Annotated in this window: 22 protein-coding genes and 3 tRNA genes; 15 read left to right on the forward strand and 10 right to left on the reverse strand. The window is 72.9% G+C overall.

From position 1 onward, the window contains the following. Window position 1 precedes the first annotated feature (1 nt). The 6 genes from AB4K12_RS25925 to AB4K12_RS25950 all read right to left on the reverse strand — a co-directional run bounded on the left by AB4K12_RS25925 (window position 2) and on the right by AB4K12_RS25950 (window position 8,882). On the reverse strand, window positions 2–2,011 hold the full coding sequence (locus AB4K12_RS25925; protein WP_368436632.1) for an APC family permease: 2,010 nt from the start codon (window positions 2,009–2,011) through the stop codon (window positions 2–4). 105 nt (window positions 2,012–2,116) lie between these two features. After that, window positions 2,117–3,187 carry a 2-oxoacid:ferredoxin oxidoreductase subunit beta gene (locus AB4K12_RS25930; RefSeq protein WP_368436633.1) on the reverse strand — a complete coding sequence of 357 codons (1,071 nt, stop codon included), beginning with the start codon at window positions 3,185–3,187 and terminating at the stop codon, window positions 2,117–2,119. Then, on the reverse strand, window positions 3,180–5,093 hold the full coding sequence (locus AB4K12_RS25935; protein ID WP_368436634.1) for a 2-oxoacid:acceptor oxidoreductase subunit alpha: 1,914 nt from the start codon (window positions 5,091–5,093) through the stop codon (window positions 3,180–3,182). The genes AB4K12_RS25930 and AB4K12_RS25935 overlap by 8 nt, the downstream gene beginning before the upstream one ends. Window positions 5,094–5,308: 215 nt before the next feature. Continuing rightward, window positions 5,309–5,968, reverse strand: a complete 660-nt coding sequence (locus tag AB4K12_RS25940) for a response regulator transcription factor (RefSeq protein WP_278251606.1) — start codon at window positions 5,966–5,968, stop codon at window positions 5,309–5,311. Window positions 5,969–6,104: 136 nt separating this feature from the next. Beyond that, entirely contained in the window at window positions 6,105–7,457 is a 1,353-nt protein-coding gene (locus tag AB4K12_RS25945) for a sensor histidine kinase (RefSeq protein ID WP_368436635.1), read from the reverse strand. Between the two features lie 228 nt (window positions 7,458–7,685). Then, on the reverse strand, window positions 7,686–8,882 hold the full coding sequence (locus AB4K12_RS25950; RefSeq protein WP_368436636.1) for a sensor histidine kinase: 1,197 nt from the start codon (window positions 8,880–8,882) through the stop codon (window positions 7,686–7,688). Window positions 8,883–9,054: 172 nt separating this feature from the next. On the opposite strand from AB4K12_RS25950, the gene AB4K12_RS25955 reads away from it, so the two are divergent. The 11 genes from AB4K12_RS25955 (at window position 9,055) to htpX (ending at window position 20,259) form a co-directional block, all read left to right on the forward strand. Beyond that, window positions 9,055–9,471, forward strand: coding sequence for an NADH-quinone oxidoreductase subunit A (locus AB4K12_RS25955; RefSeq protein WP_368436637.1), 417 nt, complete (start codon window positions 9,055–9,057; stop codon window positions 9,469–9,471). Continuing rightward, the gene (locus tag AB4K12_RS25960; protein ID WP_368436638.1) at window positions 9,462–10,112 is read left to right on the forward strand and encodes an NADH-quinone oxidoreductase subunit B; all 651 of its coding nucleotides are present in this window, start codon (window positions 9,462–9,464) and stop codon (window positions 10,110–10,112) included. Before AB4K12_RS25955 ends, AB4K12_RS25960 begins: the two co-directional genes overlap by 10 nt. Continuing rightward, window positions 10,109–11,677 carry an NADH-quinone oxidoreductase subunit C gene (locus tag AB4K12_RS25965; RefSeq protein ID WP_368436639.1) on the forward strand — a complete coding sequence of 523 codons (1,569 nt, stop codon included), beginning with the start codon at window positions 10,109–10,111 and terminating at the stop codon, window positions 11,675–11,677. The genes AB4K12_RS25960 and AB4K12_RS25965 overlap by 4 nt, the downstream gene beginning before the upstream one ends. Continuing rightward, complete coding sequence (locus AB4K12_RS25970; RefSeq protein WP_362254219.1) at window positions 11,674–12,639, forward strand: complex I subunit 1 family protein; 966 nt, start codon at window positions 11,674–11,676, stop codon at window positions 12,637–12,639. The genes AB4K12_RS25965 and AB4K12_RS25970 overlap by 4 nt, the downstream gene beginning before the upstream one ends. After that, window positions 12,639–13,178, forward strand: a complete 540-nt coding sequence (locus tag AB4K12_RS25975; RefSeq protein WP_368436641.1) for an NADH-quinone oxidoreductase subunit I — start codon at window positions 12,639–12,641, stop codon at window positions 13,176–13,178. Before AB4K12_RS25970 ends, AB4K12_RS25975 begins: the two co-directional genes overlap by 1 nt. Beyond that, window positions 13,175–13,732, forward strand: coding sequence for an NADH-quinone oxidoreductase subunit J (locus AB4K12_RS25980; RefSeq protein WP_368436643.1), 558 nt, complete (start codon window positions 13,175–13,177; stop codon window positions 13,730–13,732). The genes AB4K12_RS25975 and AB4K12_RS25980 overlap by 4 nt, the downstream gene beginning before the upstream one ends. Next, the gene (nuoK, locus tag AB4K12_RS25985; protein ID WP_086567342.1) at window positions 13,732–14,097 is read left to right on the forward strand and encodes an NADH-quinone oxidoreductase subunit NuoK; all 366 of its coding nucleotides are present in this window, start codon (window positions 13,732–13,734) and stop codon (window positions 14,095–14,097) included. The genes AB4K12_RS25980 and nuoK overlap by 1 nt, the downstream gene beginning before the upstream one ends. Next, the gene (locus AB4K12_RS25990; RefSeq protein WP_368436645.1) at window positions 14,094–16,085 is read left to right on the forward strand and encodes an NADH-quinone oxidoreductase subunit L; all 1,992 of its coding nucleotides are present in this window, start codon (window positions 14,094–14,096) and stop codon (window positions 16,083–16,085) included. Before nuoK ends, AB4K12_RS25990 begins: the two co-directional genes overlap by 4 nt. A 17-nt stretch (window positions 16,086–16,102) precedes the next feature. Further along, window positions 16,103–17,683: a NuoM family protein gene (locus AB4K12_RS25995; RefSeq protein ID WP_368436947.1), complete on the forward strand. Its 1,581-nt coding sequence runs from the start codon at window positions 16,103–16,105 to the stop codon at window positions 17,681–17,683. Continuing rightward, entirely contained in the window at window positions 17,683–19,191 is a 1,509-nt protein-coding gene (locus AB4K12_RS26000) for an NADH-quinone oxidoreductase subunit N (protein WP_368436647.1), read from the forward strand. Before AB4K12_RS25995 ends, AB4K12_RS26000 begins: the two co-directional genes overlap by 1 nt. Before the next feature lie 201 nt (window positions 19,192–19,392). Then, complete coding sequence (htpX, locus tag AB4K12_RS26005) at window positions 19,393–20,259, forward strand: zinc metalloprotease HtpX (RefSeq protein ID WP_368436649.1); 867 nt, start codon at window positions 19,393–19,395, stop codon at window positions 20,257–20,259. On the opposite strand, the gene AB4K12_RS26010 is transcribed toward htpX, so the two are convergent. After that, complete coding sequence (locus AB4K12_RS26010) at window positions 20,256–20,516, reverse strand: hypothetical protein (RefSeq protein ID WP_368436651.1); 261 nt, start codon at window positions 20,514–20,516, stop codon at window positions 20,256–20,258. The genes htpX and AB4K12_RS26010 overlap by 4 nt on opposite strands. A 236-nt stretch (window positions 20,517–20,752) precedes the next feature. Between AB4K12_RS26010 and AB4K12_RS26015 the strand changes: the two genes are divergently transcribed. Beyond that, on the forward strand, window positions 20,753–21,145 hold the full coding sequence (locus tag AB4K12_RS26015) for a YccF domain-containing protein (protein WP_086567334.1): 393 nt from the start codon (window positions 20,753–20,755) through the stop codon (window positions 21,143–21,145). Between the two features lie 106 nt (window positions 21,146–21,251). Here AB4K12_RS26015 and AB4K12_RS26020 read toward each other — a convergent pair whose 3' ends face one another. Beyond that, complete coding sequence (locus AB4K12_RS26020) at window positions 21,252–21,740, reverse strand: YajQ family cyclic di-GMP-binding protein (protein ID WP_368436652.1); 489 nt, start codon at window positions 21,738–21,740, stop codon at window positions 21,252–21,254. A 189-nt stretch (window positions 21,741–21,929) separates the two neighbouring features. Between AB4K12_RS26020 and AB4K12_RS26025 the strand changes: the two genes are divergently transcribed. After that, window positions 21,930–22,011 (forward strand) — tRNA-Tyr (locus AB4K12_RS26025). Between the two features lie 102 nt (window positions 22,012–22,113). On the opposite strand, the gene AB4K12_RS26030 is transcribed toward AB4K12_RS26025, so the two are convergent. Both AB4K12_RS26030 and AB4K12_RS26035 read right to left on the reverse strand, forming a co-directional pair. Next, entirely contained in the window at window positions 22,114–22,779 is a 666-nt protein-coding gene (locus AB4K12_RS26030) for an NAD(P)H-binding protein (RefSeq protein WP_368436654.1), read from the reverse strand. 29 nt (window positions 22,780–22,808) lie between these two features. Next, window positions 22,809–24,071, reverse strand: coding sequence for an amidohydrolase family protein (locus tag AB4K12_RS26035; RefSeq protein ID WP_368436655.1), 1,263 nt, complete (start codon window positions 24,069–24,071; stop codon window positions 22,809–22,811). Window positions 24,072–24,277: 206 nt separating this feature from the next. Between AB4K12_RS26035 and AB4K12_RS26040 the strand changes: the two genes are divergently transcribed. Together AB4K12_RS26040 and AB4K12_RS26045 are read left to right on the forward strand one after the other, a co-directional pair. Continuing rightward, a tRNA-Thr gene (locus tag AB4K12_RS26040) sits at window positions 24,278–24,350 on the forward strand. A 51-nt stretch (window positions 24,351–24,401) separates the two neighbouring features. Further along, window positions 24,402–24,474, forward strand: a tRNA-Met gene (locus AB4K12_RS26045). Window positions 24,475–24,497 lie beyond the last annotated feature (23 nt).

A 24,497-nucleotide genomic window follows, 5' to 3' on the forward strand; every position in this document is an offset into this window, starting at 1 on the left:
ATTACGGTCGTGGCGTGCCCTCCCCGGCGCCGGACCGCTGCCGCTGGATCGCCCGGGTGACGTCGAACGGCAGGATCGTCACGGCCACGTTCGGCAGCTGCTCCAGGACCCTGGCCATCTCCTCCGCCGTGCCGCGGTGCAGCAGCCGCCCCCAGGACGTGGAGTACGTGCGGCGCGGGATCAGCAGGGTCAGGGCCGTCGTCCCGTCCGCCGTGGCGCGGGCGGCGTGCGCGGCCACCGCGTGACGCAGCCGGCGGTCGGGGCAGTCGACGAGCTCCAGCGGCACGGTGGTGCCGGAGGAGCGGTCCCAGCGTTCGGCCAGGTGCCGGCCCCGGGACTCGTCGATGACGAAGTGCAGGGCCCGCACCTCGTCCGGCCGCAGCTCGTGGGCGTAGCGCAGGGCCTTGATCGTGGCCAGGTCGAGGGAGTCGACGAGGATGTGGACCACGTGCCGGCGCCAGTGGGGGCGGTCGGTGGTGAAGGAGGGCACGTTGTCCAGGGCCGCGGCCTCCTGGCGGTACTGCCGGTTGATGCGGATCAGCGCCCACACCCCGAGGGGGAAGACCACCACGACCAGCCAGGCGCCCTCGGTGAACTTCGTGACGGCGAAGATCGCGACGACGAGCGCGGAGACCACCGCGGCGGCCAGGTTGGCCGCGATCTTCGCGTGGCTCTCCCGGCGCCGCCAGTAGTGGGCCGTCATCCCGGAGGCGGCCATGGTGAAGCCGGTGAAGACGCCGATGGCGTACAGGGCGACGAGCCTGTCGACGCTGGCGCCCGTCACCAGCAGCAGCACCAGCGAGATCACCGCCAGGCAGATGATGCCGTTGGAGAAGGCCAGCCGGTGCCCGCGCCGCGTCAGCTGGCGGGGCAGGAAGCGGTCCTCGGCGACGAAGCTGGCGAGGAAGGGGAAGCCGGTGAAGGGCGTGTTGGCGCCGGTGTAGAGGATGAGGGCGGTGGCGAGCTGGACGTAGACCAGCCCCACCGTGCCCGCCCAGCCGTCGCCGAAGACGAGATGGGCCTCCTGGGCGATGACGGTGGGGTTGCCGTCCTCGTAAGGGATGGCGTGGGTGAAGTGGGCGAGGGTGGAGACGCCCAGCACCATCACGCCCAGGACGCAGCTCATGACGGTCAGGGTGCGCCGGGCGTTGACGCCCTGGGGGCGGCGGAAGGCCGACACGGAGTTGGAGATCGCCTCGAGGCCGGTCAGCGACGAGCCGCCGTTGGCGAAGGCGCGCAGCACCATGAACACCGACACCCCGTAGAGCCAGCCGTGCCCGGGCTCGCCCAGCGGAACGGCCCCCGCCGCGTGGATGTCCGCGTGCGGCAGGCCGCCGTCCAGCGCCCGGACCAGGCCCACGACGAGTATCAGCGCCACCGCGAGCATGAAGAGGTACGCGGGCGCCGCGAAGGCCCGGCCCGCCTCCCGGATCCCGCGCAGATTCCCGTACATCAGGATCACCACCACTCCCGCCGTGATGGGGAGCTTGAGGTGGTCGATGCCGGTGTAGCCCTCGCCGGTGAGGTGGGCGAGGGAGATGAGGGCGTCGGTGCCGGCGGCCGTCTGCACGGCGACGGTGACGATGTAGTCGACGAGCAGGGCGACGGCGGCGATCTGCGCCACGCGCGGCCCGAAGTTCTCGCGGGCGACGACGTAGGAGCCGCCGGCCCGGGTGTAGACGGAGACGACGTCGCGGTAGGAGAGGGTCAGCAGCACCAGGACGAACAGGATCGCGCCGGTCACCGGCATCAGCAGGCTGAAGGCGGCCGCCCCGGCGACGGGGACCAGGATGCGCAGCATCTCCTCGCTGCCGTAGGCGGTGGAGGAGATGCAGTCGGAGGCGAGGACGCCGAGCGCCATCGGGTTGGAGAGCTTCTCGGTCGCCAGCTGCTCGGTGACCAGCGGCGGCCCGAGGACCAGGCGCTTGACGCGGTACGCGAGCCGGTCGCGCACCTCCGGCGCCGGGGGCGTCGCGGCGGCACGCGGATCGGCGGCATCGGGATCGGCCATACCCATATGAGAGCGCCTTCCCCACCGAAGCCCCGTCAGACGCCCCGGCCGGGCACCCGTTTCGGGTGTCCGGCCGGGGAACGGGCGGGCGTACGGGCGTACGGGCTAGCCGACGACCGTCCAGGTGTCGTTGCCGGCCAGGAGCGCGGCCAGGTCGCCCTTGCCCTTCTCCTCGATGGCGGCCTCGAGCTGGTCGGACATCAGCGTGTCGTAGACCGGGCGGTCGACGCTGCGCAGCACGCCGATGGGCGTGTGGTGCAGCGTGTCGGGGTCGGCCAGGCGCGAGAGGGCGAAGGCGGTGGTGGGGGAGGCGGCGTGCGCGTCGTGCACCAGGACGTCGGAGGCGTTCTCCGGCGTGACGGTGACGACCTTCAGGTCGCCGGTGGCGCGGTCGCGTACGACGCCCTTCTCGTTCTCCGCACCGAAGCGGATCGGCTGCCCGTGCTCCAGGCGGATGACCGCCTCCTGGGCCCGCTGCTTGTCCTTGAGGGCTTCGAAGGCGCCGTCGTTGAAGATGTTGCAGTTCTGGTAGATCTCCACCAGCGCGGTGCCGGGGTGGGCGGCGGCCTGGCGCAGCACCTCGGTGAGGTGCTTGCGGTCGGAGTCGACCGTACGGGCCACGAACGAGGCCTCCGCGCCGATCGCCAGGGAGACGGGGTTGAAGGGCGCGTCCAGCGAGCCCATCGGCGTGGACTTGGTGATCTTGCCGACCTCGGAGGTGGGCGAGTACTGGCCCTTGGTCAGGCCGTAGATCCGGTTGTTGAACAGCAGGATCTTCAGGTTGACGTTGCGGCGCAGCGCGTGGATGAGGTGGTTGCCGCCGATGGACAGCGCGTCGCCGTCACCGGTGACGACCCACACCGACAGGTCGCGGCGGGAGGAGGAGAGACCGGTGGCGATGGCGGGGGCACGGCCGTGGATGGAGTGCATCCCGTAGGTGTTCATGTAGTACGGGAAGCGGGAGGAGCAGCCGATGCCGGAGACGAAGACGATGTTCTCCTTCGCCAGGCCGAGCTCGGGCATGAAGCCCTGCACGGCGGCGAGGATCGCGTAGTCGCCGCAGCCGGGGCACCAGCGCACTTCCTGGTCGGACTTGAAGTCCTTCATGGACTGCACGGCCTCGGCCTTGGGCACCAGCGAGAGCGCCTCGATCGTCGACCCTGTCGTCTCAGCCATGGTGGATGGCCTCCTTCAGCACGGTGGCGAGCTGCTCGGCCTTGAACGGCATTCCGCTCACCTGGGTGTAGGAGCGGATGTCGGTCAGATATCTCGCTCGCAGCAGGGTGGCGAGCTGACCGAGGTTCATCTCCGGTACGACCACCTTGTCGTAACGCGCCAGCACCTCCCCGAGATTCCCGGGGAAGGGGTTGAGGTGGCGCAGATGGGCCTGGGCGACGCTCTCGCCCTCGGCGCGCACGCGGCGCACGGCCGCCGTGACGGGCCCGTAGGTGGACCCCCAGCCGAGCACGAGCGTGCGGGCCTCGCCCGAGGGGTCGTCGACCTCGACGTCGGGCACGGCGATGCCGTCGACCTTGGCCTGCCGGGTACGGACCATGAAGTCGTGGTTGGCCGGGTCGTAGGAGATGTTGCCCGTGCCGTCCTGCTTCTCGATGCCGCCGATGCGGTGCTCGAGGCCGGGGGTGCCGGGCACGGCCCAGGGGCGGGCCAGGGTGTGCGGGTCGCGCTTGTACGGCCAGAACACCTCGGTGCCGTCGGCGAGCTCGTGGTTGGGGCCGGAGGCGAACTGGACGCGCAGGTCGGGCAGCTCGTCGGTGTCCGGCACCCGCCAGGGCTCGGAGCCGTTGGCGAGGTAGCCGTCGCTCAGCAGGAAGACCGGGGTCCGGTAGGTGAGCGCGATGCGGGCCGCGTCGATCGCCGCGTCGAAGCAGTCGGCGGGCGTGCGGGGGGCCACGATCGGCACCGGCGCCTCGCCGTTGCGCCCGTACATCGCCTGCAGCAGGTCCGCCTGCTCGGTCTTGGTGGGCAGACCGGTGGAGGGGCCGCCGCGCTGGATGTCGACGATCAGCAGCGGCAGTTCGAGGGAGACGGCCAGGCCGATGGCCTCCGACTTCAGGGCGACGCCCGGGCCCGAGGTGGTCGTCACGGCGAGCGCGCCGCCGAAGGCCGCGCCCAGCGCCGCGCCGATGCCGGCGATCTCGTCCTCGGCCTGGAAGGTGCGCACGTCGAAGTTCTTGTGCTTCGACAGCTCGTGGAGGATGTCCGAGGCCGGGGTGATCGGGTACGAGCCGAGGTAGAGCGGCAGGTCCGCCTGGCGGGAGGCGGCGATCAGGCCGTAGGAGAGCGCGAGGTTGCCGGAGATGTTGCGGTAGGTGCCGGGCGGGAAGGCCGAGGTGGCCGGGGCGACCTCGTAGGAGACCGCGAAGTCCTCCGTCGTCTCGCCGAAGTTCCAGCCGGCCCGGAAGGCCGCGACGTTGGCCTCCGCGATCTGCGGCTTCTTCGCGAACTTCTTCCGCAGGAACGCCTCGGTGCTCTCGGTCGGCCGGTGGTACATCCACGACAGCAGGCCGAGCGCGAACATGTTCTTGCTGCGTTCGGCCTCCTTGCGGGACAGGCCGTAGTCCTTGAGCGCCTCGATCGTCAGCGTCGTCAGCGGCACCGGGTGGACGTTGTACGCGTCCAGGGAGCCGTCCTCCAGCGGGCTGGCGTCGTAGCCCACCTTGGCCATGGGGCGCTTGGTGAACTCGTCCGTGTTGACGATGATCTCCGCGCCGTGGGGCACGTCCGCGATGTTGGCCTTGAGCGCGGCCGGGTTCATCGCGACCAGCACGTTCGGCGCGTCGCCGGGGGTGAGGATGTCGTGGTCGGCGAAGTGCAGCTGGAACGAGGACACGCCCGGGAGGGTGCCGGCGGGGGCACGGATCTCGGCGGGGAAGTTCGGCAGGGTGGAGAGGTCGTTGCCGAACGACGCCGTCTCGGAGGTGAACCGGTCTCCCGTGAGCTGCATGCCGTCACCGGAGTCGCCCGCGAAGCGGATGATGACCCGGTCCAGCCGGCGCACCTCCTTGGCGGGCGGATCTGCTGGTGCGGCCCCCTCGGCCGTGCTGCTGACCTGGCTGGTCACTGCTTCGGACCTCCCTCGTGGCGGCGCCGCGCCTTCGGTGGCGCCCAATGGCGTTCCCACGGTCATCGTATGTTCGGACGATCATGTACGGGTGTGAAGTTTGCCTCGGTGCTCTGATGCCGCACTGACGGCCGATGCCGCCGTCGGTGCCTGCCGCACCGTCGGCGGTGGGCAGGCGCCGACGACGGTGGGCCGTCATCGCCGACGGTAGGTCTTCACGACCGGAGGTAGGTGAGAACCGCGAGCACCCGCCGGTGATCCCCGTCACTGGGCGACAGCCCCAGCTTCAGGAAGATGTTGCTGACGTGCTTCTCCACCGCTCCGTCGCTGACCACCAGCTGCCGGGCGATGGCGGAGTTCGTGCGCCCCTCGGCCATCAGCCCGAGGACCTCCCGCTCGCGCGGGGTGAGCCCGGCCAGCACGTCCTGCTTGCGGCTGCGACCCAGCAGCTGCGCGACGACCTCCGGGTCCAGCGCCGTGCCGCCCCGGGCGACCCGGACCACCGCGTCCACGAACTCGCGCACCTCGGCGACCCGGTCCTTCAGCAGATAGCCGACGCCCCGGCTGCTGCCGGCCAGCAGTTCCGTGGCGTACTGCTCCTCCACGTACTGCGACAGCACCAGCACCCCCAGCTCGGGGTGGTCCCGGCGCAGCCGCACGGCCGCCCGGACGCCCTCGTCGGTGTGGGTCGGGGGCATCCGCACGTCCGCGACCACCACGTCCGGCAGGCCGTCCCCGGCGGCGAGGTCCGTGATGGTCTTGATCAGCGCCTCGCCGTCGCCCACCCCCGCCACCACGTCATGGCCCCGGTCGGTCAGCAGCCGGGTCAGGCCCTCCCGCAGCAGCACCGAGTCCTCGGCGATGACCACCCGCACCCTGTCCTCAACGATCACGATCTTCCGGCCCCCAGGCAGCGACGCTTGAACGAACTCCCCCAGCATCGCAGCATCCGGCCCCGGAGCGGGCGGCTCCGGGGCCGGTCGGCGGGGCGGGCGGGCGCCCGCGCGGTGATCAGCCGCGCCAGGGCAGCTCGGCCGTGACGACCGTCGGACCGCCCGCCGGGGAGTCCACGAGCAGCAGCCCGTCCACCGCCTCCAGCCGCTCGGCCAGCCCGGCCAGTCCGCCGCCGCCGGCCGTCCGGGCGCCGCCGCGCCCGTCGTCGGTGACCTGCAGCATCAGCCGGTCCGCCGTGCGCCACACCTCCACCCGTGCCGAGGTCGCCCGGCTGTGCTTGCTGATGTTCTGCAGGAGCTCGGAGACGGTGAAGTAGGCGATGCCCTCGATGGCGGGCGCCGGGCGCGCGGCCAGGTCCACCTCGGCCGTCACGGGCACCGTGCAGCGCGCGGCCAGCGCGGACAGGGCGGGGCCGAGTCCGCGGTCGGTGAGGATGGCGGGGTGGATGCCGCGGGCGAGGTCGCGCAGCTCCTGGAGGGCGAGCTTCACCTCGCCGTGCGCCTCGTCGACCATCCGGGCCGCCGCCTCCGGGTCCTCGTCGAGCTTCTCCTTGGCCAGCCCCAGGTCCATGGCGAGGGCGACGAGGCGGGCCTGGGCGCCGTCGTGCAGGTCGCGCTCGATGCGGCGCAGGTCGGCGGCGGCGGTGTCGACCACCACGCCCCGGTCCTCCTCCAGCTCCCACACCCGCGCCGCCAGCCGCGACGGCCCCAGCAGCCCCGACACCATCAGCCGGTCCACCTGCGCCAGGCCCCGGACGACCCACGGCGAGCCCAGGACCACCAGCAGGCCGAGGCCGCTGGTCACGAGGATCTCGAAGGGGCTGTCGAGGTAGAAGCTCCGCCCGCCCGCCTCGCCGTAGAGCTGGATGCCCGGCTGGTCGAGGTACGTCGGGTGGACCCACTGCCACGCCGGGTACAGGAACAGCCCCCAGCCGACCGTCATCAGCACCAGTGACGTCACGAACGTGAAGATCGCCCACGGGAAGTGCAGCACCATGTACAGCAGGTGCCGCCAGGACGTCCCGCTCTTGAGCAGCGCCCCCACCCACGCCATCGGGCCGCCCCGCCGCCTGCCCTTGGCGCTCACGCGCCGGGGCCGTACGGGCTCGGGATCGGCGACGTCCAGCCGCAGCAGCCCCCGGGCGCGCATCCGCTCCAGCGCGCCCAGCCCGCGCGCCCCCGCGAGCGTCGCCGCCAGCACCGGCACCCCGAGGAAGGTGACCAGCAGGCCGACGCCCAGCGCGGTCATGGTGACGGCGTACGAGAACAGGACGACCGAGACCGGCAGACCGGTCAGGAAGTAGAGGAACTCCCGCCAGGTGCGGCCCTCCAGCGGCGCGCGCAGCGCGGCGGGCACGCGCGGCGATCCCGCCGCCTTCCGTCGCCGGTCGGTTCCGTAATCGATGGCCATCCTCGCCGTCCTCGTCCTCGTCGTCCGCGGTGCCGGTCCCGCCCGTCGCGGGGCTCCCGGCCTTCCTCAAGGCTCCCGTCCGAGGGGGGTGCGCGGCCATGCGGCGAGTCGGTGTCCCGGGGGTGGGGCTGTCCCCACCCCCGCCGTGACGTCAGCCGCCGGTACGGGGCCGTGACGTCAGCCGCCGGTACGGTCCCGTGACGTCAGCCGCCGGTACGGTCCCGGGCGTCAGCCACCGGTACGGTCCCGCCAGGGCAGCTCGGCCGTGACGACCGTCGGGCCGCCGGCGGGGGAGTCCACCACGAACAGCCCGTCGACCGACCCCAGCCGCTCGGCCAGCCCGGCCAGTCCGCTGCCCCCGGCCGTGGAGGCGCCGCCGCGCCCGTCGTCGCGCACCTGGATCAGCAGCCGGTCCCGCTTCCGCCACACCTCGACGTCCGCCATGGCCGCCCGGCTGTGCTTGCTGATGTTCTGCAGGAGCTCGGAGACGGTGAAGTAGGCGATGCCCTCGATCGCGGGCGCCGGCCGGGCCGGCAGGTCCACCGCCACCCGCACCGGGACCGTGCAGCGCGTCGCCACCGACGACAGCGCCGGGCCGAGTCCGCGGTCGGTGAGGATCGCCGGGTGGATGCCGCGGGCGAGGTCGCGCAGCTCCTGGAGGGCGAGCTTCACCTCGCCGTGTGCCTCGTCGACCATCCGCGCCGCCGCGTCCGGATCCTCCAGCAGCTTCTCCTTGGCCAGGCCGAGGCCCATGGCGAGGGCGACGAGGCGGGCCTGGGCGCCGTCGTGCAGGTCGCGCTCGATGCGGCGCAGGTCGGCGGCGGCGGTGTCGACCACCACGCCCCGGTCCTCCTCCAGCTCGGCCACCCGCCGTTCCAGCTCGCTCGAGGGGGACAGCAGGCCGCGCACCATCGCCCGGTCCACGAGCGTCATGGCCCGCGCCAGATGCCCCAGAACCGGCCAGGCGACGAACAGCGAGACCAGGGTGACGCAGAACGTGAGAACACCCCATGGCAATCGTATGAACGCGTACAGCGTGCTGCGCCACGCCACCGGGTCCTTCAGCGTCGCCCACAGCCAGCCGAAGAAGCCCCGGTCCGCCCGGCCGCGCGCCAGCGGGCTGGGCTCGTCGATCCGCAGGCCCAGCAGGCGGCGCGCCCGCCCCCGCTCCACCCGCCCCAGCACCCGGGCCCCCATCAGGCCCAGGGCCAGCAGCGGCAGGCCCACGACGGTGACGGCCAGAGCGACGCCCGCGTAGAGCCAGAGGGAGACGTAGAGGAAGCCGAGGATGCCCTCGGGCAGGTTGAGGAGGAGGTGTGCCACCTCCTTCCAGGTCCGCGCCCCGAAGGCGAAACGGGCGGGTGGCAGGTGGTCCTCGGCGGAAGCGGAATCAGTAGTTTCGCTGCCGGCGCTGCTGGCGTTCATACGGCAAGCCTGCCCGGCCCGTACCGGCCGTCGCCATGGGGGCCATGGGTGGGGGCGGGTGGGGATAACCCCACCTCCGGCCGGACAGCGCGGCTCACCCCGGCGCCGGCAGGGCCTAGACTCGCGTGCGTACAGATCGTCGAACAAACAGGACAGGGAACGAGGGGCGGACGTGCCGGAGGCAACCGTGCGCACCAGCAGCGCCGATGTCCAGCTCGCGGCGGAGTACTTCCACGCCTATTCCGTGGTCGGCCTCGTCGCGGTGATCGGAGTGCTCTTCGTCGCCGTGGCCTTCGGGGCCGGACGGCTCCTGCGGCCGGTGGCGCCGACGCCGGAGAAACTGCTCACCTACGAGTGCGGCGTGGACCCCGTCGGCGAGGGCTGGGCGCACACCCAGGTCCGCTACTACGTCTACGCCTTCCTGTACGTGATCTTCGCGGTGGACTCGATCTTCCTGTTCCCCTGGGCGACGGTGTTCGCCGCGCCGGGCTTCGGCGGAGCGACGCTGGTGGAGATGTTCATCTTCCTCGGCTTCCTCGCCGTGGGCCTGTTGTACGCATGGAAGAAGGGCGTCCTCGAATGGACGTGACACCGCCAGTGACCGCGCCCGTGGACCTCCCGGAGCCGCGCCGCCTCGGGCCGCTGGCCCGCCTCGCGCCCGAGCCCATGAAGGTCGTCCTGAACTGGGGCCGGCGCTACAGCCTGTGGGTCTTCAACTTCGGGCTGGCCTGCTGCGCGATCGAGTTCATCGCCGCCTCCATGGCCCGGCACGACTTCATCCGCCTCGGCGTCATCCCCTTCGCGCCGGGCCCCCGGCAGGCCGACCTCATGATCGTCTCCGGCACGGTGACGGACAAGATGGCACCGGCCGTCAAGCGGCTGTACGAGCAGATGCCCGAGCCGAAGTACGTCATCTCCTTCGGCGCCTGCTCGAACTGCGGCGGTCCCTACTGGGACTCGTACTCCGTGACCAAGGGAGTCGACCAGATCATCCCCGTGGACGTCTACGTACCGGGCTGCCCGCCGCGCCCCGAGGCGCTGCTGCAGGGAATCATCAAGCTGCAGGAAAAGATCGCCCAGGAGTCGCTGGGCGAGCGGTACGGCTCCGCCGCGGGCGGCCGGGCCTCGGTCGGCCAGCTGCGCAGCGGCCTGGTGACCCCGCCCGCGGCGCCCACGGCACCGCAGGCGCCGGACGCGACGGGCCAGGGTGCCGAGGAGACGGACCGATGAGCGAGCCGACCCAGCCGGATGAGACGCCGTCCGATGCGACGCCGTCCGTTGCGCCGGAGGCCGACGTGACCCAGCCGGCCGTGGGCTGGCTGCCCGTCGGCGCCGCCGAGCTGTTCGGCGAGGGCGCGAGCGCGGAAGAGGCCTACGGCCTGCTCACCGTCGACGTGCCCACCGAGGCCTGGATCACCGCGCTCGAGACCGCCCGGGACCGGCTCGGCTGCACCTTCTTCGACTGGCTCAGCGCCGTCGACGAGCCCGCTACGGGCTTCCGCGTGTGCGCCCACGTGGCCGCGCTGCCCGGCGCCGGCGAGAGCCCGCACGGCATCCGCCGGCTGCTCCTGCGTACGACCGTGCCGCACGACGCCCCCGCGCTGCCGACCGCCGTCGGCGTCTACGCCGGCGCGGCGTGGCACGAGCGGGAGACCCACGAGATGTTCGGCGTCGACTTCACCGGCCACCCCCACCTCGTGCCGCTGCTCCTGCCGGAGAACTTCGAGGGCCACCCCCTCCGCAAGGACTTCGTCCTCGCGGCCCGCGTGGCCAAGGCCTGGCCGGGCGCCAAGGAGCCGGGCGAGTCGGCGGAGGGCGGCCCCAAGCGCCGCCAGATGCTCCCGCCGGGCGTCCCCGACCCCAACGAATGGGGCCCCCTCAAGGGCCAACTCCCACCGGCCCCCGCCCGCACCCCCCGCACCCCCCGCGCCGCCGGCGCGGCCGCCGGCACGGACCGCCCGGTGCGCCGTGCGCGCAGCGTGGCGGAGGGCTCGGCAAGCCAGGCCGGCGAGGCCGTGCCGCGCCGTGCGCGGAGTGTGGCGGAGGGTTCGGCGAGCCAGGCCGGCGAGGCCGTGCCGCGCCGTGCGCGGAGTGTGGCGGAGGGTTCGGCGAGCCAGGCCGGCGAGGCTGCGCCCCGTCGTACGCGGAGTGCGGCGGAGGGTTCGGCGAGCCAGGCGGAGGGCGCTGCGCCCACGCCCCGGCGTACCCGTAGCGCGGCGGACGGCTCGGCGAGCCAGGCCGGCGAGGCTGCGCCCCGTCGTACCCGTAGCGCGGCGGACGGCTCGGCGAGGCAGGCCGGCGAGGCGGCCGCGGAGCCGCAGGCCACGCGCCCGGCGCCCCGCTCGTCCGACGCCCCCTGGCACCACGCCCGCCCGGCCTTCGACGACCCCACGGCGAAACCGGCCCCCGAGACCCCGGCCGAGGCCGAGCCCGCTCCTTCCCGCCGCGACGGCGGCGAGCCCACGCGGCCCGCCCCGGCGGTGCCGACCGGCCCGGAGCCCAAGGCCCCGGCCCCCGAGACCCCGGCCGAGGCCGGGCCCGCTCCTTCCCGCCGCGACGGCGGCGAGCCCGCGCGGCCCGCCCCGGCGGTGCCGACCCGACCGGAACCCCAGGCCCCGGCCTCGGAGCCCCCCGGCGAAGCCGAGCCCTCAGCCGCCACCGGCGAACCCGGCGAGCCCGGCGCAGCCGAACCGGCAGCCGAACCGGCTGAGGCCGAAGAACCCCGCAAGCCCGGCGCAGCCGGAAGCGGCGGGACCGAGAACGACACGAACCCCGCCGGAGGCGACCCCGCATGAGCGACATTTTGGACGTCGTCCTGCGCCTTGCCGCCGTCTTCGTGGTCTTCCTGGTGCTGCCGCTGGCCATCGGGCAGACGGAGCACAAGGTGATGGCGCACATGCAGGGCCGTCTGGGCCCGATGTACGCCGGTGGGTTCCACGGCTGGGCACAGCTGGTGGCGGACGGTGTGAAGTTCGCGCAGAAGGAAGACATCGTGCCGACGGGCGCGGACCGGAGGATCTTCCAGCTCGCGCCGGCGGTGGCGTTGCTGCCGTATCTGCTGGTGCTGGTGGCGATCCCGATAGGGCCCGGCAACGCGGTGGGTCAGTTCATCGACGCGGGCATCTTCTTCGTGCTGGCGGTCATGGGCGTCGGCGTGCTGGGCTCGCTGATGGCGGGCTGGGCCTCGGCGAACAAGTTCTCGTTGCTCGGCGGCCTGCGGACCGCGGCGCAGCTGATGGCGTACGAGCTGCCGATGCTGCTGGCGGCGGCCTCGGTGGCGATGGCGGCGGGCACGGTGTCGCTGCCGGGGATCGTGGACGCCTTCCACTGGTGGTGGGTGCCGTGGCAGATCGTCGGCGGGCTCGTGTTCTTCACGGCGGGTCTGGCGGAGCTGCAGCGGCCGCCGTTCGACATGCCGGTGGCCGACTCGGAGATCATCTTCGGCGCGTACACCGAGTACACGGGCCTGCGCTTCGCGATGTTCCTGCTCGCGGAGTACGCGGGCATCGTCGTGCTGTGCGGTCTGACGACCGTGCTCTTCCTCGGCGGCTGGCACGGCCCCTTCGGGGCCGACGGCCTGGGCTGGCTGTGGACGCTGCTCAAGACGGCACTGCTGGCCTTCGTCGTGATCTGGCTGCGGGTGAGCTATCCGCGGTTGCGCGAGGACCAGCTGCAGAAGCTGGCGTGGACCGTTCTCATTCCGCTCGCTCTGGCGCAGATCGCGCTGACCGGCGTCGTCAAGGTGGTGACCCAGTAATGGCCATTCCCGGCTCCGGCCTGGCCAAGGGCCTGGCCGTCACCCTTCGTACGATGACCCGTCGCTCGGTGACCGCGCAGTACCCCGACGTGCAGCCCGAGCTGCCGCCCCGCACGCGCGGCGTCATCGGGTTGTTCGAGGAGAACTGCACGGTGTGCATGCTGTGCGCGCGCGAGTGCCCGGACTGGTGCATCTACATCGACTCCCACAAGGAGACGGTGCCGGCCGCCACCCCGGGCGGCCGCGAGCGCAGCCGTAACGTCCTCGACCGCTTCGCGATCGACTTCGCCCTGTGCATGTACTGCGGCATCTGCATCGAGGTGTGCCCGTTCGACGCGCTCTTCTGGTCGCCGGAGTTCGAGTACGCGGAGACGGACATCCACGAGCTGACCCACGAGCGGGACAAGCTCCGCGAGTGGATGTGGACCGTGCCCGAGCCGCCCGCGCTCGATCCGGCGGCCGAGGAGCCGAAGGAGATCGCGGCGGCCCGCAAGACGGCCGAGAAACTGGCAGCACAGCAGCAGGAGGGAGAGGCGTGACCGGCACCGCCACGCTCGCCGCCCAGGCGAACGGCTTCCTCTCCCCGTCCGGCGTCGAGGTCGCCTTCCTCCTGGTGGGCATCGCGACCCTGGGGGCGGCCGTCGTCACCGTCACCACCAAGCAGCTGGTGCACGCCGCGCTCTGGCTGGTGATGGCGCTCGGCGGGCTGGCCGTGGAGTACCTGCTGCTGACGGCGGAGTTCATCGCCTGGGTGCAGGTGCTGATCTACGTCGGCTCGGTCGTGGTCCTGCTCCTCTTCGGACTCATGCTCACCAAGGCGCCCATCGGCCGCTCGCCGGACGCCGACTCGGCCAACCGGTGGCCCGCCCTCGGCGTGGCCGTCGCGGCCGCCGCCGCGCTGGTCTGGGTGGTCGTGGACGCCTTCCGTACGACCTGGATCGACCTGCGCGGCGCGCCCCAGGGCTCCACCAAGGTCTCCGGGGAGATCCTCTTCCGGCACTGGGTGCTGCCGTTCGAGGCGCTGTCCGTGCTGCTGCTCGCCGCGCTCGTCGGCGCGATCGTCCTCTCCCGCAGGAAGAAGGAGGAGCGCTGATGCACCTCGTCTACGCGGCCGTCCTCGCGGCCCTCCTCTTCTGCGTGGGCCTGTACGGCGTGCTCGCCCGGCGCAACGCGATCCTCGTCCTGATGTCCGTCGAGCTGATGCTCAACGCCGTCAACCTCAACCTCGTCGCCTTCGACGTGTGGCTGCGCGACACGCTCCACGCGGGCCAGGCGCTCACCCTCTTCACCATCGCCATCGCCGCCGCCGAGATCGGCATCGGCCTGGCGATCGTCCTGCAGGTGTACCGCAACCGCGGCACCGCCGACGTCGACCGGCTCCGCGACCTCGGCGAGGACGCCCACCGACCCGACCCCGACCGCGCAGACCGCGAGGAGAAGGCCGAGGCCGCCGCGTGAGCACCACGACCACCGCCGTCCTCGTCCCCCTGCTGCCCTTCCTCGGCGCCGCCGCCGGCCTTCTGCTCGGCCGCCGCGTGCCCGGTGCCGTACGGCCGCTGGCCGTGCTGCCGACGTTGGCCGCCGCGGTGCTCGCGGTCGTCGTCGCCTGGCAGCAGGGCGGGGGGAAGCCCCTCGACGCCGCGACCCGGCTCACCCCCACCGGGTCCGTGCCCATCGACCTCGCCCTGCACCTGGACGGCTTCGCCGTGCTGGTCGCCGTGCTCGCCGGGATCGTGGCGACCTGCGTCCAGCTCTACTCGACCGCCTACCTGCGCGACGACCCCCGCTACCCCTCCTACGCGGCCCTCGTCTCCCTCTTCACCTCGGCGATGCTGCTCGTCGTCTACTCCGGCGACCTGATGGTGCTGCTGGTCGGCTGGGAGGTCATGGGCATCTGCTCGTACTTCCTCGTCGGCCACTACTGGGAGACCCGGGCCGCCCGGTCCGCCTCCCTCAAGGCCTTCCTGGTCACCAAGCTGGGCGACGTCCCCTTCCTGATCGGCGTCTTCGCGCTGGCCGCCGACGCCGGAACCTTCCGGATCAACGGCATCCTCACGACCGCCGTCTCGGGCGGCATCGAGCACCCCACCCTGGTGGCGCTGCTGCTCCTGGCCGGCGTCGCGGGCAAGTCCGCGCAGTTCCCCCTGCACACCTGGCTGCCCGACGCGATGGCCGGCCCCACTCCGGTGTCGGCGCTGATCCACGCCGCGACGATGGTCGCGGCCGGCGTCTATCTCATCGCCCGGCTCCTCCCCGTCTTCGCCGCCTCGGCGGCGGCCCTGGTCGTGATGGCCGTGATGGCCGCGGTGACCATGGCCGGCTCGGCGCTCGCCGCCCTCGCCCAGGACGACATCAAGCGCGTCCTGGCCTATTCGACCGTCGGCCAGCTCGGCTACATGACCGGCGCCCTCGCCGTCGGCGACCGCGGCGCGGCCGTCTTCCACCTCATCTCGCACGGCGCGTTCAAGGCCCTCCTCTTCCTCGGCGCGGGCGTGATCATCCACGCGGCGGGGACGAACTCGCTGGCCGCGATGTCGCGGATGAACCACCTCGCCAAGCGCGTCCCCGACGCCTACTGGACGATGACCGTCGGCCTCCTCGCCCTCGCCGCGATCCCGCCCTTCAGCGGCTTCTTCTCCAAGGAGGCCGTCCTCGGCGCGGCCGAGCACGCGAGCACCGGCGACGCCCACGGCATCCCGGCCGCCGCGGGCTGGATCGTGCTGGTCGCGGGCCTGCTCACCGCCCTGCTCACCGCCGCCTACGCGGCCCGCCTGTGGCTGCTGGCGTTCCACGGCAAGGGCGCCGAGGCCGCCGGGCACGGCCGCGAGCCGCTCGCCATGAACGCCGTCCTGTGGGTCCTCTTCCTCCCCACCGCCGCGCTCGGCCTGGCCGCCTGGAAGCTGCCCGACTGGTTCGACGGGGGGTCGCTGACCCCGACGCTCACCACCTCCGTCCTCTCCACCGGCCTCGCCCTCGCCGGCGTGATCGTCATGTACGCGGCCTGGCGCAGGACCGCCGCGTACGCCGCCCGCACCCCCCTGGGCGCCGTGGCCGCGGACCCCGGGGCCGCCCCGTACGTCTCCGAGGAGGAGACCATCGCCACCCACGAGGCCGCCTACAGCGGCATCGCGGGCGCCCCCGACCCCGCCGACCCGGGCAGGCTCCTGCTCGGTCCCCTGCACCGCCACGCGGTCGGCGGCTTCCACCTCGACGCCGTGTACTCCGCGCTCTTCGTCCGGCCGACGCGTGCCGCCGCCCGCCTCGCCCGCTTCCTCGACCGCGAGGTCGTCGAGGCGTACGTGCGCGGCGCGGGCGGCGCCCCCCGCCTGCTCGGCGCGGCCGTCCGCCGCGCCCAGACCGGCAACGTGCAGACCTACCTCAGCGCCCTGCTCGCCGGCTCCGTCGTCCTGGCCGTCGCCGCCGTACTCGTCGCCACCGGAGCCTGACCGTGAGTCATACCGTCATGCAGATCCTCCTCGCCGCGATCGTCGTCGTCCCCCTCGTCGGAGCCGTGGCCGCCCTGCTGCCCGCCCCGCCCGGGCTGAAGGGCAAGGACCCGGATCAGGCCGTGCTCCGTCACGGCGTGACCGTCACCGGCGCGGTCCTCGCGCTGTCCGTGGCCCTGGCCGCCGGCTTCGACCACGACCAGCCGGCGCGCATGCAGGCGACCACCGACATCAGCTGGATCCCGGCGCTCGGCGTGCGTATCCACCTCGGCGTCGACGGCATCTCGCTCCCCCTCCTCGTCCTGACGGCGCTGCTGACCTTCCTCTGCGCGCTGTACAGCTTTTTCAAGATGCCGTCGGGCCCGTCCCCCAAGGCATTCGTCGCGCTGCTCCTCGTGCTCGAGTCCGGCACCCTGGCGACCTTCGCCGTCCTCGACCTGATGCTGTTCTTCCTGGCCTTCGAGATGGTGCTCATCCCGATGTACTTCCTCATCGCCCGCTGGGGCGGCGAGGGCAGGGAGCGCGCCGCGTGGCGGTTCATCCTCTACACCCTGCTCGGCTCCGTCGTGATGCTGCTCGGCCTCCTCCTCATCGGCATCAAGGGCGGCACGTTCGACATGGTGGCACTGGCCACTGACAACGGGTCCGGGCTCGGCCACACCACGCAGGTCATCGCGGTCCTGGCCATCGGGATCGGCCTGGCCGTCAAGGCCCCGATGTGGCCCCTGCACAGCTGGCTGCCCGACGCCCACACCGCCGCCCCGACCGTCGGCTCGGTGCTGCTGGCGGGCGTCCTGCTGAAGATGGGCACGTACGGCTTCGTCCGGATCGTCCTGCCGATCGCGCCGGAGGGCGCCCACACCTTCGCGCCCTACCTCGCGGCCTTCGCGGCCGTCGGCATCGTCTACGGCTCGCTGGTCTGCCTGGCCCTGGCCCGTTCCGGCGGGAAGGGCGACCTCAAGCGCCTGATCGCCTTCTCCTCCGTCGGCCACATGGGCTTCGTGCTGCTGGGCATCGCCACGCTCACCCCCACCGGGGTCAACGGCGCGCTGTTCGCCAACATCGCCCACGGCCTGATCACCGGCCTGCTCTTCTTCCTCGTCGGCGCCATCAAGGACCGCTACGGCACCAGCGACCTCGACAAGCTCTCCGGCCTCACGGGTGCGGCGCTCTACGGCAGGGCCCCCCGCCTGGGCGGCCTGCTGGCCTTCGGCGCCGTGGCCTCCCTCGGACTGCCCGGCCTCGCCGGGTTCTGGGGCGAGATGCTGGCGATGTTCGCCTCCTTCCGCCCCGCCGACGGGCTCAGCCGCCCCGCGTTCCTCACCTTCATGGTCCTGGCCGGCCTCGGCACGCTGCTGACGGCCGCGTACCTGCTCGTCGTCGTCCGCCGGGTGTGCATGGGCGGCGACGGGGACGGGGACGGCGTCACGCCCGCCACCGCCCCCGGCCCGTCCGGCGCGCTCGCCGACGTCCATCCGTACGAGTTCGCCGCCTGGACCCCCCTCGTCGCCCTCACCGTCCTCGCCGGACTCTGGCCCGCGGCCCTCCTCGGCCTCACCGACCCGGCCGTTCAGCAGCTCCTCGGAGGTGGCAACTGATGGGCTCCTCCCTGGTCCAGTCCGTCGACTGGCTCGCCATCGCCCCGCCCACGATCACGGCCGTCGTGGCGCTGGGCATCCTGGTGGCCGACCTCTTCCTGCCCGAGGGCAGGAAGCCCCTTCTCGGGTGGATCGCCGTCACCGGCCTGGTCCTCGCCGGGCTCTCGCTCCTGCCGCTGCTGGACGGCGACCGCTCGACGTTCTGCCTCACCGGCACCACGGGCGGCGGCGCCTGCAGCTACACCGCCGACCACTTCACGCTCGTCATCCAGCTGCTCGTGCTGGGCGGAGCGCTGCTGACGTCCCTGCTGTCCTTCAGCGACATCGCGGATTCCAAACTCCCCGCCGGGGAGTTCTGGTTCCTGCTCCTGTCCTCCGCCGCCGGCGCCGCGCTGCTGCCCGCCTCCCGGGACCTCGCGACCCTCGTCGTGGCCCTCGAGGTGGCCTCGCTGCCCGCCTTCGCGCTCGTCGGCCTGCGCCGCGGCGACAGCCGCTCCTCCGAGGCGGCGCTGAAGTTCTTCCTCTCCTCCGTCACCGCGACCGCGGTCACGCTGCTGGGCGCGAGCTTCGTCTACGCCGCCACCGGCACCCTGCACCTCACCCGCATCGCCGACGGCCTCACCCACGTCGACCCGCGCCTGGCGGTCCTGGCCCAGGCGGGCGTCGCCCTGACGCTCGTCGGCTTCGCCTTCAAGACCGCGGCCGTCCCCTTCCACTTCTGGGTGCCCGACACCTACGCGGGCGCCCCGCTGCCGGTCGCCGCCTACCTGTCGGTCATCGGCAAGGCCGTCGGCTTCACCGGGCTCATCCTGGTGACGGTCGTCGCCTTCCCCTCGTACGCCGACGTGTGGGCCCCGGCCCTCGCCGTGCTCGCCGCGCTCACCATGACCGCCGGCAACGTCGCCGCGCTGCGTCAGCGCCCCGACCGCGAGCGCAGCGCCGTCCGGCTGCTGGCCTGGTCCTCGGTCGGCCAGGCGGGCTATCTGCTGGTCCCGATCGCCGCCGCCGGCTACGCCGACGACGCCTCCCGGGCCATCGGCTCCACCGTCGCGTACGCCCTGATGTACGCCGCCGTGAACCTCGGCGCCTTCGCCGTCGCCGCCCTGGTGGCCCGCACGAGCCCGGCCAACCGGATCGACGACTACCGCGGCCTGTACACCCGCCGCCCGCTCGCCGCCCTCGCCCTGGGCTTCTTCCTGCTGTGCCTGGCGGGCCTGCCGCCGGGCGTCATCGGCCTCTTCGCGAAGGTCACCGTGTTCTCGGCGGCGGTCGACGCGGGACTGGGCTGGCTGGCGGTCGTCATGGCCGTCAACGTCGTGATCGCCCTCTACTACTACCTGCGGTGGACCGCGGTGCTCTTCCGCGGCGCCGGGACCGAGGCGGAGCGGCTGCCGCTGCGCACCTCGCGCAGCCTGACCGCGGCCATCGCCCTGGCGGCCGTGACCGGCGTGGTGCTCTCCGGCGCCCCGCAGCTGGTGCTGCGCTTCGCCTCGCAGGCGCTGCTGTAGGGACGCTGCCGCAGGGGCGCCGCCGCGGGCGGGCGCCGGGCGGGCCGCGGCGGAATCACCCGGTCGCGGCGGGAATCACCCGGCCGGTCCAGGGCCGGACGGGGTGGGCGGGGGAACTGGCGCTCCTCGCCTGGCGTTGACCAGTTCGAAAGGTTCCACTGGTTCAAGGGTTCCCCTGCCGCACCATTTGGAGGGCGTACCGTGCACCGCCGGCACAACGGGCTCCGGACGGCCGTGCTCCTCGGAGGGCTGTCCGCGCTCATCATCGTCATCGGCAGTATGTTCGGGCGTACGGGCCTGATCGTCGCCGTCCTGGTGGCGCTCGGCACCAACGCCTACGCCTACTGGAACAGCGACAAGATCGCCCTGCGCGCGATGCGGGCCCGCCCGGTCAGCGAGTTCGAGGCCCCCCAGCTCTACCGCATGGTGCGCGAGCTCTCCACGGCCGCCCGCCAGCCCATGCCCCGCCTCTACATCTCCCCGACCGAGGCCCCCAACGCCTTCGCCACCGGCCGCAATCCCCGCAATGCCGCCGTCTGCTGCACCGACGGCATCCTGCGCCTGCTCGACGAGCGCGAGCTGCGCGGCGTCATCGGCCACGAGCTCAGTCACGTCTACAACCGCGACATCCTCATCTCCTCCGTGGCGGGCGCGCTGGCGTCGGTGGTGATGTTCCTGGTCAACTTCGCCTGGCTGATCCCCATCGGCCGCTCGGACGACGACGAGGGCCCCGGCATCATCGGCATGATCATGATCATGCTGCTGGGCCCCATCGCGGCCTCCCTGATCCAGCTCGCCGTCAGTCGCTCCCGCGAGTACGAGGCCGACGCCTCCGGCGCCCGCCTGACCGGCGACCCCCTGGCCCTCGCCTCCGCCCTCCGCAAGCTCGAGGCGGGCACCCAGCGGCTGCCCCTGCCGCCCGAGCCGCGCCTGGAGACGGCGAGCCACATGATGATCGCGAACCCGTTCCGCGCGGGGGAGGGCATGACCAAGCTCTTCTCCACCCACCCCCCGATGCGCGAGCGCATCAGCCGCCTCGAGGGGATGGCCGGCGGCCAGGGCGGCTAGGGCGCGTCCGGACCGAGGGCGGGCGCGTCCCAACCGAGGACCTGGCCGTCCTGCGAGCCCCCGGCGCAGACCTTCTGCAGGGTGGGCGCGAGGAACGTGCCGCCCACGCTCACCTCGATCGTCCCGCCCCCTTCCAGGCACTCCTTGGGCCCGGTGTCCCCCGGCCCCGCCGCGTGGGCCCGGGCGCCGCCGAACGCGCCCAGGGCGGCCAGCGCCACCGCCGTGAGGGCCGTTGCGGTCATGAGGTGTGCGCGCATGGGAACTCCTCGGGTGCGGTCCGCGCGGACGGGGTCATCCCTCCATGACCGCACGCGCGAGGGGAAGCGGCACGCCGCGTTGCCCCATCCGGGGGCCGGGCGAGGACCCGCCGTTCCGCCCCCGCCATCCCCTAGGGGGCATCTCAGGGTCTCCCACCTGCGGGAACCCGCAACCGCGGATCACCCTTCCGGAGTCTCACTGGTTGGAGAACCGGTCGCCTGAGAGGCTTGGAAACATGAGGTTGATCCTGAATCTTGTCTGGTTGGTCCTCTGCGGACTCTGGATGGCGATCGGGTACGTCGTCGCGGGCGTGATCTGCTGCCTGCTCATCGTGACCATCCCGTTCGGCATCGCGTCCTTCAGGATCGCCGGCTACGCCCTGTGGCCCTTCGGCCGTACGACGGTCGAGCGGCGGGACGCCGGTGCGGGCTCGCTCATCGGCAACATCATCTGGATCGTCTTCGCCGGGTGGTGGCTGGCGCTGGGGCACATCTTCACCGGCATCGCGCTCTGCGTGACGATCATCGGCATTCCGCTGGGCATCGCGAACTTCAAGCTGATCCCGATCTCGCTGATGCCGCTGGGCCGTGAAATCGTCCCGACGGACCGGCCGTTCGCGACGCGCTGAGCCACCGGGCGCCGGTACGCGACACGCGAGAGGGCGCGCCGGGAGCGGAGACAATTCCGCTCCCGGCGCGCCCTCTTGGCGTGCGGTTCCGCCTGCCGGCCGACGGCTAGCGGTAGTTGACGAACTGGATCGCGAAGTCCAGGTCCTTGCCCTTGAGCAGCGCCTGGACCGCCTGCAGGTCGTCGCGGCTCTTGGAGGAGACGCGCAGCTCCTCGCCCTGGACCTGGGCCTTGACGCCCTTCGGGCCCTCGTCGCGGATGATCTTGGCGACCTTCTTGGCGTTCTCCTGGGAGATGCCCTCCACGATCGAGGCGAAGAGCTTGTATTCCTTGCCGGAGGCCTGCGGCTCGCCGGCGTCCAGGGCCTTCAGGGAGATGCCGCGCTTGATCAGCTTGGACTGGAAGGCGTCCAGGACCGCGTTGACCCGCTCCTCGGAGTTGGCCCGCATCTCGATCTTCTCGCCCGACCATTCGATCGAGGCGCCGACGCCCTTGAAGTCGTAGCGCTGGGAGATCTCCTTGGCGGCCTGGTTGAGGGCGTTGTCGACCTCCTGCCGCTCGACCTTCGAGACGATGTCGAAACTGGAGTCGGCCATATTGAGTTGGCTCCTCGTGCGTAGATCCGTCAGGGGGGAGCGGCCCGGCGGGGGCCGCGTGGTCAGCCTAGTCACCCGGGGGGTGATCGAGGGGCCGCGAACCGAGTGGCGGACCACCCCAGGTCATCGGGTATGGTTTACGTCGTTGCCCCGGAGCGGCTCGAAAGAGAGACCGAGGCGACCACCCATGGCGGTGTGCCCGAGTGGCCAATGGGAGCGGACTGTAAATCCGTCGGCTTAGCCTACCCAGGTTCGAATCCTGGCGCCGCCACGGAACGAGGCCCCTGACCTGAAAAGGTCAGGGGCTTCTTTCGTTGTCGGGACCGTGTCGGGACCGTGCGGGGGCCGTCCCGGGGCCGGTGTCGCGGCCCGCCTAGGGCGCCACGGCCTTGACCGCCTCCGCCACCGGCGTGTCGCCGCCGATCAGTTCCAGCGTCAGGCCCATGCTTCCCCGCTCGTCCTCCAGCAGGGCCGCCAGCACGGCCGCCACGTCGTCGCGGGGCACCGCGCCCCGGCCCGTGGAGCCCGTGGAGAGGGTCACCAGGCCCGTGCCGGGTTCGTCCGTCAGGGCGCCCGGGCGCAGGATCGTCCAGTCGAGCCCGGGCCGGGAGCGGATGTCCGCGTCGGCGGCGCCCTTGGCGCGCAGGTAGGCGGCGAAGACGGGGTCCGTGCCCGGCGGGGGCTCGCGGTCGGCGCCCATCGAGGAGACCACGAGGAAGCGCCGCACCCCGGCGGCCTCCGCCGCGTCGGCGAAGAGGGCGGCGGCCGCGCGGTCGACGGTGTCCTTGCGTTCGGCGCCGCTGCCCGGGCCCGCGCCGGCCGCGAAGACGGCGGCGTCCGCGCCCTCCAGGTGCCGGGCGATGTCCCCGACGCTCGCCGACTCCAGATCGCACACGACCGGCTCGGCGCCGGCCGCCAGCAGGTCTCCCGCCTGTCCCGGGCGGCGGATGACGCCCGCCACCTCATCGCCGCGCCCGGCGAGCAACCGCTCGAGCCGTAGCGCGATCCGACCGTGTCCTCCAGCGATGACAATGCGCATGATCCGACCGTACGCCCCGGCGCCGGGGCTCAGGCCGGATCTCCGCCGCGTGGCGACTGGCGGGGCAGGTCGAGGGCCACGGTGGCCTGGACGTCGCCGTACTCCCGCACCGCGCTCGTCCGAGCCACCACGCGCCCCTTGTGCACCACGAGCCGGCTGTAGCCCAGGGACAGCACCGCGGCCACCCCGCCGCCCCGCACCGCCAGCAGCTCGGCCGGGAACCCCGCCTCCACCCGTACCTCCGGCAGCCCCAGCGCCGCCCGGGCGTGCCCGCTCACGGCCTCGTACGCCTGCTCCGGGCTCAGCTCGCCGCGCGAGGCCAGCAGGAAGGCCGCCTCCAGGGGATCGCCCCGGCCGACGGGGTTGGCGGCGTCGCGCAGCGCCCCGCTGCCCGCGGTCACCCGTACGCCCGCCGCCCGCAGCAGCCGTACGGGCACGCCCCACGGCCCCCTGGCGGCCCCCAGGGCGCCGCAGTCGCCCTGGGGCAGGCAGACCACGGTCACCCCGGCCGCGGCCAGCTGCTGGGCCGCTCGCACGGCCTGGTCGTACGGAAGCCGCGCGAGGCCCCCGCACGGGCCGATGGTCACGCCGGGCCGCAGCCCGCCCGCCATGGCGGCCAGGCGCCCCAGCCGGGCCGGGTCGGCGGCGTCGGTGTGCAGGTCGACGGCGCAGCCGTGCTCGGCGGCGATGCCGAGGACGGCCTCGGCGTAGCCCGCCGGGTCGGGGTCGAGGTCGGGGCAGCCGCCGACGACGGTGGCGCCCATCTTGACCGCGTCCCGCAGCATGGCCAGCCCGTCCGCCCCTGCGGCGCCCGTCAGCAGCCGGGGCACCGCCACGGCGCTGAGCTCGGTCAGCCCGCGCAGCGCCCGCCGGGCCTGCAGCACGGCCTCCAGCGCCCGCAGCTCCCGCACGTCGCCGATCCGCACATGGGAGCGCACGGCGGTGACGCCGTGGCCCAGCTGGAGCAGCGCGGCCTCGGTGGCCCGGCGCTGGACCTCCTCGGGGGCGTGCGGGACGGGCCCGCCGAGGTCGGCGGTGAGCGCGGTGTCGTAGTGGGCGTGCGGCTCGGCGGGGGCGGGCAGCAGGACGTAGCCGCCGAGGTCGACCCGCGGGCCGGGGGCGAGGCTGCCGGCCGTGCCGACGGCCTCGATGCGGCCGCCGCTCAGGCGCACGTCCACGACCCGGCCGTCGGCGAGCCGGGCGCCGCAGAGCACCAGGGGGCCGTCGCCGGACTGCGGGGCGGCGGCGTCGCCGTCGGGGCTTCTGGCGGGCTGCGGCTGACTGTCGGGCATCGCGATCCTCCGGTCTGCCGGGGCGGGCATGATCACGCGCGTGGTCCGAGCGTAGGCCGCCTAGGAAGCCGGTTCGAGCAGGCGACGAATAGTCGTACTGGTGTGGTCCTCGGGCCGGGCGGGAGAGCCGTGGAGAAGGCCCTGGCGAGGGCGGCCGGATACGGATTTCACCTTCGGCCGCAGACCGTGTAATGTCTTCCTCGCTCGCCCCAATAGCTCAGTCGGCAGAGCGTCTCCATGGTAAGGAGAAGGTCAACGGTTCGATTCCGTTTTGGGGCTCTGGTGTGGAAGGTTTCCCCGTCTTAGGACGGGGAAGCTCTCCCGCATCAAAGCGGTGTAGCTCAGTCGGTAGAGCAAGCGGCTCATAATCGCTGTGTCACCGGTTCAAGTCCGGTCACCGCTACACACAGTAGCCGATTGTGGGGT

The organism is Streptomyces sp. C36, from assembly GCF_040932295.1.
Classification (GTDB): Bacteria; Actinomycetota; Actinomycetes; order Streptomycetales; family Streptomycetaceae; genus Streptomyces; species Streptomyces triculaminicus.